The organism is Epilithonimonas sp. KH_059 (genome assembly GCF_057838485.1).
Window position 1 is genome coordinate 103,329 of the sequence record NZ_CM174468.1, and the last position, 12,170, is coordinate 115,498.

Below are 12,170 nucleotides of genomic sequence, written 5' to 3' on the forward strand. Positions count from 1 at the left end.
CGTTTTTTAAAGGCGATGTAGAAGTGGAATGGAAAATCTTTATTAATTTAGCGGCATGGAATTAGGATTCATGGAAATGGTCGTCATTGCACTGGCCATCATCGTACTTTTCGGACCTGACAAACTGCCTTCAATTGCGAGAGACCTGGGCTCAGGGGTTCGCAAAATGAGAGGTGCAATGGACGATATAAAAACCGAAATTCTTAAGGAAACCCACGAACCGGTTTCTGAGATCAAAAAAGAAATAGACAAGGTGAAAATGGCGGCCAAAGAGTATACGCCTGTGCAAGAAATAAAACAGGAAATCGAAGACTTAAAAAAGGCCACCACGATGGATACCAATTCTCTTATAAAGGAAGAGGGAGCTGAGAAAACGGCCCTTCCTTCTTTTGAAGATCCCACCCACGAGGGTCCGGTAAGCCGTAGATCATGATGAGTCTCTTAGAATACGATACAGAGCTCTTTCTTTTTCTTAATAATTTAGGAGACAGCTCTTTTGATTCCTTTTGGCTCCTTGTGTCCAAAACCTTTATTTGGATTCCACTCTACGTAATTTTCCTCTATTTGTTAAAATCCAATTTCGGTTGGCGAAATTTGGCTTTTATGCTTCTTTTTATTGCTCTGGGCGTGACCATCTCGGACCAATTGTCCAACGTCTTTAAATACGGAATAGAACGACTTAGACCCTGTCATGAGCCTTCAATTGAGGGACTATTTCGAGAAGTGAAGTGTGGAGGCCCCTATGGATTTTATTCGGCCCATGCCTCAAATACCTTTTTTATTGCAGCCTTTATGTTTTTGCATTTAAGAAAGCGAATTAAACCCTATGCGATTTTGTTCCTTCTTTGGGCAGGCGTCGTAGCGTACAGCCGAATTTATCTAGGCGTGCATTATCCACTCGACGTGATTTACGGAGCGCTCGTTGGGGGTTTGCTTGGAGGTACTTTTTATGCCTTAAGCTTAAAAACACTTAAGTAATTCTTCGGTGCGTGTTAGGCGTAACTTCCTCAAATTGAAATTAAAAAAATGTTTATCTTTGCCCCAATGTTTATTAACTTTTAAATGGACTCAGACTTAGTCAAGATTTTATTAGCCTTATTTTTAGTATTACTTAATGGTTTTTTCGTAGCTGCTGAATTTTCAATCGTCAAGGTACGCTATTCACAAATTCAGCTCAAGGCTGCAGAAGGCCACAAATTAGCCAAGCATTCCGAGCACATCATCAAGCATTTAGACGAGTACCTTTCTGCCACGCAGTTGGGAATTACGCTAGCCTCACTAGCCTTAGGTTGGGTCGGGGAGAGCGCGATGCACCATCTAATCGAAAAGGTCTTCATACAATTCAATTTGATAGCCGACCCGACGACCATTACCACCTTGTCGCTAGTGATTAGCTTTTTAATCGTGACTGTGATGCACATTGTCTTTGGAGAACTGATTCCCAAGTCCATTGCAATCCGGAAAGCGGAACCTACCACCATGGCTATTGCCGTGCCTCTTCGTGTGTTTTATACTGTCTTTAGACCTTTCATTTGGACGATGAATCAGATGTCGAATGCCTGTCTAAGACTCATGAAAATCAACCCCGCCTCAGACCAAGAAATACATTCCACCGAGGAGTTGCAGCTTCTTGTAAAGCAGTCTGCAGATTCCGGAGAGATCCAGGAGGAGAACTATGAGATTATCAAAAACGCATTTGATTTTACAGACCATTCTGCGAAACAGATCATGGTTCCTCGTCAAAATATTTTATCCATTGATCTAGAGGATTCCATTGAGGAAATCATCGAGCAGATTATGGACAGTGGATACTCTAGAATTCCTGTGTACGAAGATTCCATTGATAACATTGTCGGAATCTTTTACGCGAAGGAGATCGTAAGGGAGTATGTAAGAAGAAAAGCGACGATGGACCACGAAGTTCTACGTTCGCTTATGCGAGATCCCTTTTTTGTGGTGGGAAGCAAGAAGATTTCTGATTTGCTCAAAGTCTTCCAACAAAAGAAGCAGCATTTGGCCATTGTCATTGATGAGTTTGGAGGAACCGAAGGGATCATTACATTAGAAGATATTCTAGAGGAGCTTGTCGGTGAAATTCAAGACGAGGAAGACGATGAAGATAAGATTGTAGACCAAGTAGGAGAAAATATTTTCTGGGTTCAAGCCACCCAGCCTTTGGAAGAGATTAATGAGAATCTTCCGAAAGAATTTCCACTCTCCGAAGAAGGGGAATTCAATACCCTTGCCGGGTATATTTTGCACCAATTAGAAAACATTCCGGAAGAAAATCAAGAGTTTGAAATCAACGGGTATCAGTTTAAGATCCTAAAGATGAATAATAAAAGTGTGGAGGTCGTAGAGCTCATCTATGAAGACGAGTCTACCGACCAAGCCATAGACGAAGAAATGACAGAGTAAAAATGGCAAGTGAAAGACTTTTAGGGTCCCTTTCCCTAAATCGCGATTATAACGATCCCAAAAGAGAAAAAGAAGAGCAGCAAGATGTGCTGGTTTTAGAAGAAGATGAGTTTGAAAATAAGCTCGTGGTTTGGAACGACGATGTGAACACCTTTGATTTTGTCATTGACTGTCTTGTAAGTATCTGTAAACATTCTTTGATTCAAGCAGAGCAGTGCACGCTTCTTATTCATTACAAAGGAAAGTGCACCGTCAAGTCAGGTTCTTTAGAGGTTCTTAAACCCATGCATGAAAAACTTTTAGACAAAGGTCTCACAAGCGAAATCGTTTAAGACTTTTCGCGAAACGAAACAAAGAGAGCCCCACATTTGAAATGCAGGGCTCTTTTTTTTGGTTTCATTGTCTAGATTAGAACGGATATCCGAATGCGAAGTTAAGCGTAGGCTTAAACGGTTGCCATTTGCTAATCACCCAGCGGTCTCCCTCGGGTCGGTTGGGATCATGGACTTTCCATGCCGCATCGAGACGAAGCGTAATGTAAGCTACATTGATACGTAGTCCAAGCCCGGCACCCACTCCCATTTGAGAGATGAATTTGCTAAATTTGAACTGATCTCCAAAGCCACTGTCTTTTAGGTTCCAGATGTTCCCAGCATCCACAAAGGCAGCTCCCTCAAACATAGTACTAAAAGGCATTCTATACTCAATGTTGGTGGTTAGTTTGATGTTATCCATCACATAGGCCCTTACCCGTTCGTCTAATTGAGAGTCGGCAGGTCCTAGACCTCCGAAAACTCTCCAAGCTCGGATGTCGTTTGATCCTCCATTGAAATAAGAACGTACAAAAGGCATGGTTGAAGAATTGCCATAGGGAATTCCGATGCCTACGAATTGGCGAAGTGCGAGGGTGTGTTTGTTGTCAAAGAATTGATAGTACTTACGTACGTCAAAATCGAACTTTACAAATTGAGAATAGGGAATGTTAAAAATGGCTTTTTGCTCATTTTGCGCCGCGATGCCTTCACTTTGGGAAGCCTCTTTTGCAAGGATACCTAGGAGGTTTCCGGCGGTTTCTATTTTTCCATTAAAATAGAAAGGGTTGATTCTATCTTTCTTTCCAATCTCGTTGTAAATGAAATTGTAGATCACAGAGGAGATTAAAACGTCTTGGGTTTGTCTGTCCTTGTTTATTATCGATTGGCGGAAGTTATTGAATAGGTCTAAATCCGGTCCTGCTAAATTTTCCTGGTAAGGCAAATCTTGGAGAATTTGACTAGAGACTTCATCGGAACTCACTTGGCCCTGCATGAATTCTTCATAGAGCGTAGGGGAATAGAGTTGGAACATTTGGTCCCTGAACTCTCCGTCCTTTGGAAAGTACTCGTAATACCGGTCTTTGTTTTGGGTTAAGCTTAACTGCGTATTGAATAACGAAAGTCTGTGGGTCACCACATCGTTCACATTGGCGAAGTAATTAAGTCCCGTATTAAAAGAGATTCTACCCAGACCAATGTTATTCTGTACACTCACTCCTAAATTGACATTCGAAGTGGGAGAGTAGCGTTTTGGGAAAAGCTTATACGACCGGAAAGGAAGTAGTAGCCTAGGAAAACTAAGGGTTCCTTGCGCAGAGACTTCGTACGCCACCGAGCGTTTCTGTAAGTCTTTCGTGTCCTTTACGCTTCCCACAATTCCGGAAAGTCCCACCGTTAAGTTTTCCGCCCCGCCAAAAACATTTCGCGAGGTTAAATCGACAGAGGGAGCAAGACCAAAATTGAGGATTTGAGAATAACTCAAATCTAGGGCCGTTCTTAAATCGTATTTGGGGAGAGGAGCTAGGTAATAAGCTACGTCAATAATACTGTCTGAGTTCTTTCGTAAATCCTCTTCGTAGCTAATAATACTAAAGTTATTCATCGCCGAGAGGTTTCGTTTCGTAAGGTCTAGATTCCCTTGGTCATAGACTTCCCCATTTCGAAGAATAATAGGACGCCAAAGGGCAGGAGTCTTGTACTGATCGTCCAACTTATAGATATTGATTCCTCTTAGAGAGTCCTTCACGGTTAGAGGAACATCTTCCATGGTTTCTAGCACGTAGACCTTTATATCTCCTATGGTAGCCTTCTTGTAGGGAGTATTAAGAGAGTCCTTTTGGATCTCCATCACAAGGGGGATGTTTTTACGACTTTGAAGCGTGTCCGCTGTGAAGTAAATTTCCTCGTTGCTTGCGTTAAAACGGTAGTACCCTTCTTTACGCATCTGCTGCGTGATTCGATCGACTTCGTCCTCTAATTTGGTTTGGTCTAGTATGTCCCCTGTTAAGATTTTGCTTTTCTCGTATTGACTCTCGTACTGCGCCTTGATGTTTGGATCCGGTATGTCGTAATAGTACTCAGAGATTCGCGTAGGGTCGTTGTGTTTGATTTGATATTCTACTTCCGCTTTTTTAGCGCTCGAGTCCAACTTGTGGTGAAAATTGACATTGGCATCCCAATAGCCTCGAAAGACGAGTCGCTTCCTTATGTTGTCCGCACTGTTTTCGGACTGGCTTTGGTCTAGAATGACCGGTGGCTGTCCAATGGTGTGCAAAAAACGATCCATGAAAAGATTCTTTCCTACGTCCTGGGGCATCTCGTATTTTAAAAAGAGCGAGTCCCTTAGTTTTTGGTCGCGGATTTCAGAAGGGTAGGTCATGTACTCGGAGAGTAGAGTGTCGTATTTGGGTGTCGCTAAATTATAGGCCATCAGACCGATAGGAAATAGAAACAGGGCTTTTTTGTTAGGAGATTGACTCACATAGCCGGGAAGTTCACTCGCGTGTTCTTTCGAATCTATGTATTCAAATTTGTTTTTTACGAGTAAATATTCCCCATCGGGTACTTTTTTCGTCGTGCTACAGGCATAAAGAACACCCATGGATGTTGCGACAGAAAAAAATATGTGATACTTTTGAAAATATTTCTTGCAATGCTTACCGCTCATACTATAAAAGTTATACAGTCTTTAGACAAAAAGAAGTTCAGACAAAAATACAATTTGTTTTTGGTTGAAGGCAATAAAACCATCTCTGAACTTTTTAATTCCGATTATAAAATTAAACAAATATTCTCCTTAGAGCCAGACTATCTTACTCAAAGTCCTTCGTATAAGGAGTTGATAACAGAAATTGGGCCAACCGACCTAAGGAAAATTAGTTTTTTAAAACATCCGAAAGATTCCGTTGCGCTCGTGGAGCAAAAAGTTGAAACTTCGGTGCTCACTGAGCCTAAACTGAATTTGGTTTTAGACGGTTTGCAAGATCCAGGCAATTTAGGAACCATTATCCGACTTGCGGATTGGTTTGGGATTGAACAAATCGTGTGTAGCGAAGACACCGTGGATTTATACAATCCGAAAGTAATCCAAGCCTCGATGGGATCCTTCACTCGCGTGAAAGTCCACTATTTAGATCTTCGTACTTTCCTTAAGGAATCCGAACATACAACCGTAGGAACCGATATGCAAGGAGACAACCTTTATGGGTTTGCGTTTCCTGAAAAAATAAACCTCATTTTAGGAAATGAGGGAAATGGAATCCGATCCAATATAGAGCCTTTGCTTGAGCGTACCCTCACCATTCCGCAATTTGGCGAAAACCGCTCCACCGAGAGTTTAAACGTCTCGATGGCAACAGGCATTATTTTAGGCGCTTATTTTTCAAACCGATAATTGATAAGAAAAAGACTCTAGATTAATTTTTCTAAACTAGATACGCTTTTGTTTTTCTCGTATACCTCAAGTTTGGATCGTAAGAATCGAAGGGCCATTGGAGCCACATAGATTAAGACGAGTCCTAAAATTCGATTTCTCCAGCTTTTGCTTTTGATGCTTTTCTTGGCTAGATTTCCTACAAGGGCTGCCGTACCTAACTTGAGAGAAGTTTCTAACAAGTTGGACTGCGCGTTGGTGTGATCAAACGCAAGAAGAGAGCGGTTGCTTTTTTTTCCTAACAGTGAGTTTCCAAGTCCTTTAATTAAAGGAGCCGTTTTGATGGCCAGTTTCTTGTGACCGTCTTTTGCCGGTTTTTCCGTCAAAAACTGATCGGAGAATCCTCCACTGAGAATACTTAATGATTCTTTTGGACTTTCAAAGGTAAGTAGGCCCTCTAGTTCTTGAACTTCGGCCTTGAGTTCGAGCTTTCTTTTTCTCAGCTCCTCGATGGTCGTAATTTTGGCCATAATCTTAGTCGTTTATAAATTTGATGATTCCTCCTGCCACTTTGGTTGTGATGAATTTTCGCAGTGCAAGGAGCAGCAATAATACAAGTAGGTAGAAACCCGCTACGATTAGGATTCCATAGCCGTAGTTCCCGAGTAAAGAACCAATATAGAGTCCTACACCGATATTAAATAAGAGAATGAAAAACAGAGCAGCCAAAGCTGCCAGGCTGATGAAAACAAGGAATCCAGCGCCTTTCGAAGATTTTTCAGTCGCTTCTAATTTCAGGAGCTCGAGTCGTTTGCTTGCGTACTCTTTAACGAGATGAATCATACGTAATAGAAATTTGGTGTGAATTTACAAAAAATGGGAAACTTAAAAAAGCTAAGTTTCCCATGAATATTTAAATGCCTAGCCTTGGAGAAAGGCGCCTTTGTTATTTTAAGGCGTCTAGTTCCGTTTCAATGTCTTTTGAGACCTCTGCTACCGTTCCTGCAGCTTGGTTTTTGTACTTGTCATAGCCTTCTTTTACAGAACTCGATACTTTGTCCGCTGTCTCTTTCACTTGCGATGAAATTTGACTGAATTGATCTTTTACTTTTTCCGACACAATGCCGTATTGATCTTTTACCTTTTCTGCGGTCTTACCGTACTGGTCTTTTACCTGCTCAGAGGTTTTTCCGTACTGTTCTTGCGCTTGGTGTGCTAGATCCTCTGCTTTGGTTTTGATTTTTTTTCTAGTTTCTTTTCCTTCTTCAGGTGCATAAAGCATTCCTAAAACTACGCCTGCGGCTGCTCCTGCTAAAAGTCCTGCCAATACGGCCGCTGTATTATTTCCTTTCTTTGCCATTTGTTCTTGAATTTTGATGTTATTAATCGTTTAATGGTTCTTTACTGAAGGTGCAACAAAAATGCCAAAATTGAAACCAGGCGGTCATAAAGTATGTTAAGGTGGGAATTATGATATTTTTTCGCTTTCCAGCTCAAAATAGGACAAAAATTCTCTTTTTACTTCGTGATATGAGACAAAATGAGTGCAATGGTTTGTTCCTTGGTTAGGGTTGTGTTGTCGATCAAAATGGCATCTTCTGCCTTGCGAAGAGGAGATACCTCGCGTTCGCTGTCCATCTTGTCACGCTGCTCAAGGTTCTGTTTTACTTCCTCTTTAGTCGTTTGTTGTCCAAAAGAAAGCAGTTCAAGGTAGCGGCGAAGAGTCCTTTCGTCAATACTAGCGGTCAGAAAAAACTTATAATCAGCCTCGGGAAGTACGGTGGTACCAATATCACGACCGTCCATAATTACGCCTCCTTTTTGCGCAATTTGCCGTTGTGTAGAAAGCAAAAAGTCTCTGACAGGAGCCTGTTTTGCAATGTAACTTACATGGTCGCTCACTTCCGGAGATCGGATTTCCATTGCGATATTCTGTCCATTAAGATAGAGGTCTAGTTCGTTTTCATTTTGCTTAAACTCGAGTTCAATGCGATCAAAGTGGGAATAGAGCTTCTCTAGATTCAAGGACTTCTTTGATGTGCGACATTTGCTCAGCGCAAAATAGGTGATTCCACGGTACAGAGCTCCTGTGTCGAGGTGGATTAAGCCTAGCTTTTTCGCAATTTCTTTTGAAATTGAACTTTTTCCTGTGGAGGAAAATCCATCCATGGCAATGACAGGTTTGCGGTTCATAAAGAAAGTAGTTTAGTATTAATCAATTTTACGCGGGATCAAAGTGTTAGACTTTGAAAAAATGCCTTACAAAAGTAAGTCATTTTGAAAGAGCTTCAAAAATTAAAAGGTTATTTTAATTGCCAGGCCACAAATTATGGACATTTCCTTATATTTGCACCTAGGAAAATAAAAGAAATGAAATACCAAAGAATCCTTCTGAAATTAAGTGGAGAAGCCCTGATGGGAGAACGTGCTTATGGAATTGACAACAATCGCCTAGAGGAGTACGCAAAAGAGATCAAAAAGGTGGTGGATCTAGGATGCCAAGTGGCGATCGTCATTGGAGGAGGTAATATTTTCCGAGGACTTGCAGGAGCCGCCAATGGAATGGACCGGGTTCAAGGCGATTATATGGGAATGCTTGCCACCGTAATTAATGGGATGGCACTTCAAGGCGCCCTTGAGAACCTAGGGGTGTATACCCGTTTGCAAAGTGCCATTGAAATGGATAAAATTGCAGAACCTTTTATTAAGAGACGTGCCACACGTCACTTAGAAAAAGGAAGAGTAGTGATTTTTGGAGCCGGTACAGGAAATCCTTATTTCACGACGGATACAGCTGCAACGCTTCGTGCGATCGAAGTGGGAGCAGATGTCATCTTAAAAGGAACCCGTGTCGATGGGATTTACGACAGCGATCCGGAAACCAATGCCGACGCTGTAAAATTTAATTCCTTAAGTTTTAAAGAAGTCTTTGAAAAGAACTTAAAAGTAATGGACATGACCGCCTTTACCTTAAGCCACGAAAACCATTTGCCAATTCTCGTGTTTGATATGAACAAACAGGACAATTTGCTGAAAGTGGTGCAAGGAGAGCAGGTCGGAACCCTTGTGAACTAATTTTTTTTGGAGAAAGATCCAAAGAGCAACAAACAATGTGTAACCTATCAAATTATATATACGTGATGGAAGAATTAGATATAATTGTGGAGTCAGTGAATGACGAAATGAATGCCGCAATCAAACACTTAGAGCACGCGTTTCAAAAGATACGTGCAGGAAGAGCCTCGACTACGATGGTGCAAGATGTAATGGTAGAATATTACGGTGCCCCTACGCCTCTTTCTCAAGTAGCAAACGTTTCGGTTCCAGATGCCATGACCATTTCAATTCAACCTTGGGACCGGACGGCAATCCGTTCCATTGAAAAGGGAATTATCGATTCTAATTTAGGGTTTGCCCCTTCCAACAATGGAGATACCATTATTTTGAATGTACCTCCTTTGACCGAGGAAAGAAGAAGAGACCTTGCCAAGCAAGCGAAAGCGGAAGCAGAGCAGAGCAAAGTTACTGTTCGTAACGCGCGTCAAGAAGGAATGAAAGAACTCAAAAAATTGGACGGTGTATCGGAAGACTTAGTCAAACAAACCGAAGCTTCTGTGCAAGAATTAACCGATAAGTTTGTAAAACTGATCGATGAACAAGTTAAAGTAAAAGAAGCGGATATTATGAAAGTGTAAGAATCGCTTGCTTACCTTACAAAAAAAAGGGATCTCAATTAATAGATCCCTTTTTTTTGTCTTTATTTTTAGGGGAAAAATGCGATGCTGGATTGTAAAGTTGTGAGGGGAGGATTTGGGGCGTAGTTCCAAGCAATTTTCACTTTCGTGGAAGCCTCTCTAATCCTCAAACCTGTTTTTGTTCTGTTTGAAATTGCGCTTTTCTTTTTGCAATCGTTTTGATTTGTTTTCTTTTTCGTCTTTGTTTTCATCACTTTCGAAACAGATGCCGTCACGGCCTAGGGGCGAATTTTGCTTGACCATTAGTCCATCGAGTGTACAGTAGGGAAGTCCGCATTCGTGTTTGGAATAAGTGCCGAAATTGCGGTGCCCAAAGCGTTTTTCTTTCAGGATTTTTTGTTGGTTGTCGCGGACGCTTTCCCAGAGCACTTGACGTTCTTGCGGGGTTAGGTCCTCACCCAAAGTGACCACCTTCATATACGTTCTAGGATCTTTGAGTTGTAGAAAATCAAAAGTCTTTTGGAAATAGGAATGGGCAAATTCACGGATTTCGAGAAGTTCATTCAAAGTAAGCATTTGGTTTTCTAGGAGAGAGCGATACAGTCCCAGTGTATTAAAATCCGAATACTGCTTGTGGTTTTCTATATAATAGAGGTATTCTTCTTTGTGTAGCTGATTGAAAGGTTTGTTGATTTTCATGGGTGCAGCGAAGTTTTAAGGCTATTCCGTGTGCAATCAAAAGTAGAATACCCCCTGTGGATTCTAAAGTACTGATTTTTCATGAATCTATCCACAAAAGAAGAATTTTTTTGTAAAATACAGAGGTGTAGCCCTGCGTTTGTAGCTTTTACGGGAGTTGTCCTTTTTAGATTGAAAAGAGTTTATTGATATCGCTTGTGTTCTTCAGGCTTCTTTTGAAATCTTGCAATAAGCGGTTTGAAGAAGGCTCGGTATTTTTCCGCATCAAACAATTGAGAGTCTCTAACCGCTTTAATCGTGAGCCAAACCGCAAAAGGGAAGAGCACTAGATTCGGAATCCAGGCTGCCAAGTATGCGTTCATTTTTCCTTTCCAAGACAGGTTTTCGACCGTTAAATTCATGACATAGAAGATGATGAAAATTACGATGGCAATGACCACCGGGAGTCCCACTCCTCCTTTTCGGATGATGCTACCTAGACTGGCTCCAATGAGGAAAAAGATGAGACACGTAATGGAGTAGGCGAAGATACGCTGTTGGTGCATGATCATCTTGTTTTGAAATTTGATGATACCATACATTTGTTCCTCCTTGCCCTTAAGTTCGTTTTTCTGGGACTCTATTTTGTTATAAGCAGAATAGAGCATCTCTAGTTTCTGGTCACTTTTGATTGTATCCAGTTTGTATTGAGGTTTTAATTTTTGATCTTGTTTTTTGTTCGCTTCAATAATTTGAATGTAATTATTGGCTTGGCTAACGAGGGATAGGCCCATGCCTGCGACGATTTCTTTGTTCTCCTTTTTTCTATTTACAATGGTCTGGTCAATTTGTCCGAAGGTTTGGAAGCGGTAATCGTCTGTAATTTGTTCTTTTTCGATGGCATTGCTAATGAGCTCGCTCACGTCAAAATGAGAAACCAAGGTGTCAAATTTAATGGCCTGATTCGGCTGCTTTAATCGCTGATAATAATCCTTGTTTTTATAATTGTCCTCAAAGACATAGCCGTCGAAAAGAAGCAACTTTAAATAATTTTTGTCGGCCGCAGGAACGAATTTTCCAGATTTTGCTACAATGGCCTGTTGATCTTCATAGATATTGGTGGATTTATGAATAAAGACCCCTTTTAAGTTCTCTGCGTTTTCACCCGAAATTTCATCAAATTTGACGGCAAAGCCAGGGAGTTCATGAATGAACTGTCCCGGAGTAAAGTTTAAAGCAGGTTTTGTGGCCGCAATATTATACAGCATGTTTTTCGCCTTCCTTTGAAAGTCGGGCGTAATATTGTTCTGAAAGATAAAGAGTATGCTGGCAAGAAGAACATTCACAAGGAACAAAGGCATCATTACACGAACCAGGGAAATCCCAGCTGCTTTCATGGCGGCAAGTTCATACCGCTCCCCAAAGTCTCCAAAGGTCATAATAGAGGAGAGTAGAATCGTAAGAGGAAGAACCATTCCCACGACCGTGGCCCCCATGTAGAATAAAAGTTTGATGATTTCAAAGGTACTTAGTCCTTTGCCCATGAACTGTGCCATCTGAATCCAGATGATGTTCACAATGAAAATGAAGAACAGCACGCTGAAGATAAAAAGAAACGGCCCGAAGAAGGTCTTAATTATATAGCGGTCTAGTAATTTCATTGGGACAAAAATACTTAAAAAGTCACAAAGC

General features: G+C 41.2%; 14 protein-coding genes. 7 read left to right on the forward strand and 7 right to left on the reverse strand.

Annotated features, from left to right (window positions below; genetic code table 11):
• Positions 1–55 precede the first annotated feature (55 nt).
• The 4 genes from AC3IRX_RS00460 to AC3IRX_RS00475 all read left to right on the forward strand — a co-directional run bounded on the left by AC3IRX_RS00460 (position 56) and on the right by AC3IRX_RS00475 (position 2,750).
• On the forward strand, positions 56–433 hold the full coding sequence (locus AC3IRX_RS00460; protein ID WP_489210551.1) for a Sec-independent protein translocase subunit TatA/TatB: 378 nt from the start codon (positions 56–58) through the stop codon (positions 431–433).
• Complete coding sequence (locus AC3IRX_RS00465) at positions 430–978, forward strand: phosphatase PAP2 family protein (protein WP_489210553.1); 549 nt, start codon at positions 430–432, stop codon at positions 976–978. Before AC3IRX_RS00460 ends, AC3IRX_RS00465 begins: the two co-directional genes overlap by 4 nt.
• 84 nt (positions 979–1,062) lie before the next feature.
• Complete coding sequence (locus AC3IRX_RS00470; protein WP_489210554.1) at positions 1,063–2,418, forward strand: hemolysin family protein; 1,356 nt, start codon at positions 1,063–1,065, stop codon at positions 2,416–2,418.
• Between the two features lie 2 nt (positions 2,419–2,420).
• On the forward strand, positions 2,421–2,750 hold the full coding sequence (locus AC3IRX_RS00475) for an ATP-dependent Clp protease adaptor ClpS (RefSeq protein WP_489210556.1): 330 nt from the start codon (positions 2,421–2,423) through the stop codon (positions 2,748–2,750).
• Between the two features lie 76 nt (positions 2,751–2,826).
• Here the strand turns inward: AC3IRX_RS00475 and tamL are convergent, their stop codons facing one another.
• Entirely contained in the window at positions 2,827–5,400 is a 2,574-nt protein-coding gene (tamL, locus tag AC3IRX_RS00480) for a translocation and assembly module lipoprotein TamL (RefSeq protein WP_489210557.1), read from the reverse strand.
• Between tamL and AC3IRX_RS00485 the strand changes: the two genes are divergently transcribed.
• Entirely contained in the window at positions 5,386–6,126 is a 741-nt protein-coding gene (locus AC3IRX_RS00485; protein ID WP_489211490.1) for a TrmH family RNA methyltransferase, read from the forward strand. The two genes, tamL and AC3IRX_RS00485, sit on opposite strands and share 15 nt — an antisense overlap.
• Before the next feature lie 17 nt (positions 6,127–6,143).
• Here AC3IRX_RS00485 and AC3IRX_RS00490 read toward each other — a convergent pair whose 3' ends face one another.
• The 4 genes from AC3IRX_RS00490 to cmk all read right to left on the reverse strand — a co-directional run bounded on the left by AC3IRX_RS00490 (position 6,144) and on the right by cmk (position 8,298).
• A complete protein-coding gene (locus AC3IRX_RS00490; protein WP_489210559.1) occupies positions 6,144–6,635 on the reverse strand; it encodes a phosphoribosyl-ATP pyrophosphatase in 492 nt (163 codons plus the stop codon).
• Positions 6,636–6,639: 4 nt separating this feature from the next.
• Positions 6,640–6,948 (reverse strand): phage holin family protein, encoded by a 309-nt coding sequence (locus AC3IRX_RS00495; protein ID WP_489210560.1) that lies wholly within the window; start codon positions 6,946–6,948, stop codon positions 6,640–6,642.
• Positions 6,949–7,051: 103 nt separating this feature from the next.
• On the reverse strand, positions 7,052–7,465 hold the full coding sequence (locus AC3IRX_RS00500; RefSeq protein WP_489210562.1) for a YtxH domain-containing protein: 414 nt from the start codon (positions 7,463–7,465) through the stop codon (positions 7,052–7,054).
• Between the two features lie 158 nt (positions 7,466–7,623).
• Positions 7,624–8,298 carry a (d)CMP kinase gene (gene cmk, locus AC3IRX_RS00505; protein ID WP_489210564.1) on the reverse strand — a complete coding sequence of 225 codons (675 nt, stop codon included), beginning with the start codon at positions 8,296–8,298 and terminating at the stop codon, positions 7,624–7,626.
• Positions 8,299–8,475: 177 nt separating this feature from the next.
• On the opposite strand from cmk, the gene pyrH reads away from it, so the two are divergent.
• Both pyrH and frr read left to right on the forward strand, forming a co-directional pair.
• Complete coding sequence (gene pyrH, locus AC3IRX_RS00510; RefSeq protein ID WP_459084142.1) at positions 8,476–9,180, forward strand: UMP kinase; 705 nt, start codon at positions 8,476–8,478, stop codon at positions 9,178–9,180.
• Positions 9,181–9,245: 65 nt separating this feature from the next.
• The gene (frr, locus tag AC3IRX_RS00515) at positions 9,246–9,800 is read left to right on the forward strand and encodes a ribosome recycling factor (protein WP_489210567.1); all 555 of its coding nucleotides are present in this window, start codon (positions 9,246–9,248) and stop codon (positions 9,798–9,800) included.
• Positions 9,801–9,959: 159 nt separating this feature from the next.
• Here frr and AC3IRX_RS00520 read toward each other — a convergent pair whose 3' ends face one another.
• Both AC3IRX_RS00520 and AC3IRX_RS00525 read right to left on the reverse strand, forming a co-directional pair.
• Positions 9,960–10,499 (reverse strand): hypothetical protein, encoded by a 540-nt coding sequence (locus AC3IRX_RS00520; protein ID WP_489210569.1) that lies wholly within the window; start codon positions 10,497–10,499, stop codon positions 9,960–9,962.
• A 182-nt stretch (positions 10,500–10,681) separates the two neighbouring features.
• Positions 10,682–12,139 (reverse strand): LptF/LptG family permease, encoded by a 1,458-nt coding sequence (locus AC3IRX_RS00525; RefSeq protein WP_489210571.1) that lies wholly within the window; start codon positions 12,137–12,139, stop codon positions 10,682–10,684.
• Positions 12,140–12,170 lie beyond the last annotated feature (31 nt).

What these genes read in the sequence shown, in the direction of transcription:
- AC3IRX_RS00460 (WP_489210551.1), top strand. Translation starts at nt 56, where the DNA reads ATGGAATTAGGATTCATGGAAATGGTCGTCATTGCACTGGCCATCATC.
- AC3IRX_RS00465 (WP_489210553.1), top strand. Translation starts at nt 430, where the DNA reads ATGATGAGTCTCTTAGAATACGATACAGAGCTCTTTCTTTTTCTTAAT.
- AC3IRX_RS00470 (WP_489210554.1), top strand. Translation starts at nt 1,063, where the DNA reads ATGGACTCAGACTTAGTCAAGATTTTATTAGCCTTATTTTTAGTATTA.
- AC3IRX_RS00475 (WP_489210556.1), top strand. Translation starts at nt 2,421, where the DNA reads ATGGCAAGTGAAAGACTTTTAGGGTCCCTTTCCCTAAATCGCGATTAT.
- AC3IRX_RS00485 (WP_489211490.1), top strand. Translation starts at nt 5,386, where the DNA reads ATGCTTACCGCTCATACTATAAAAGTTATACAGTCTTTAGACAAAAAG.
- tamL (WP_489210557.1), bottom strand. Translation starts at nt 5,400, where the DNA reads ATGAGCGGTAAGCATTGCAAGAAATATTTTCAAAAGTATCACATATTT.
- AC3IRX_RS00490 (WP_489210559.1), bottom strand. Translation starts at nt 6,635, where the DNA reads ATGGCCAAAATTACGACCATCGAGGAGCTGAGAAAAAGAAAGCTCGAA.
- AC3IRX_RS00495 (WP_489210560.1), bottom strand. Translation starts at nt 6,948, where the DNA reads ATGATTCATCTCGTTAAAGAGTACGCAAGCAAACGACTCGAGCTCCTG.
- AC3IRX_RS00500 (WP_489210562.1), bottom strand. Translation starts at nt 7,465, where the DNA reads ATGGCAAAGAAAGGAAATAATACAGCGGCCGTATTGGCAGGACTTTTA.
- cmk (WP_489210564.1), bottom strand. Translation starts at nt 8,298, where the DNA reads ATGAACCGCAAACCTGTCATTGCCATGGATGGATTTTCCTCCACAGGA.
- pyrH (WP_459084142.1), top strand. Translation starts at nt 8,476, where the DNA reads ATGAAATACCAAAGAATCCTTCTGAAATTAAGTGGAGAAGCCCTGATG.
- frr (WP_489210567.1), top strand. Translation starts at nt 9,246, where the DNA reads ATGGAAGAATTAGATATAATTGTGGAGTCAGTGAATGACGAAATGAAT.
- AC3IRX_RS00520 (WP_489210569.1), bottom strand. Translation starts at nt 10,499, where the DNA reads ATGAAAATCAACAAACCTTTCAATCAGCTACACAAAGAAGAATACCTC.
- AC3IRX_RS00525 (WP_489210571.1), bottom strand. Translation starts at nt 12,139, where the DNA reads ATGAAATTACTAGACCGCTATATAATTAAGACCTTCTTCGGGCCGTTT.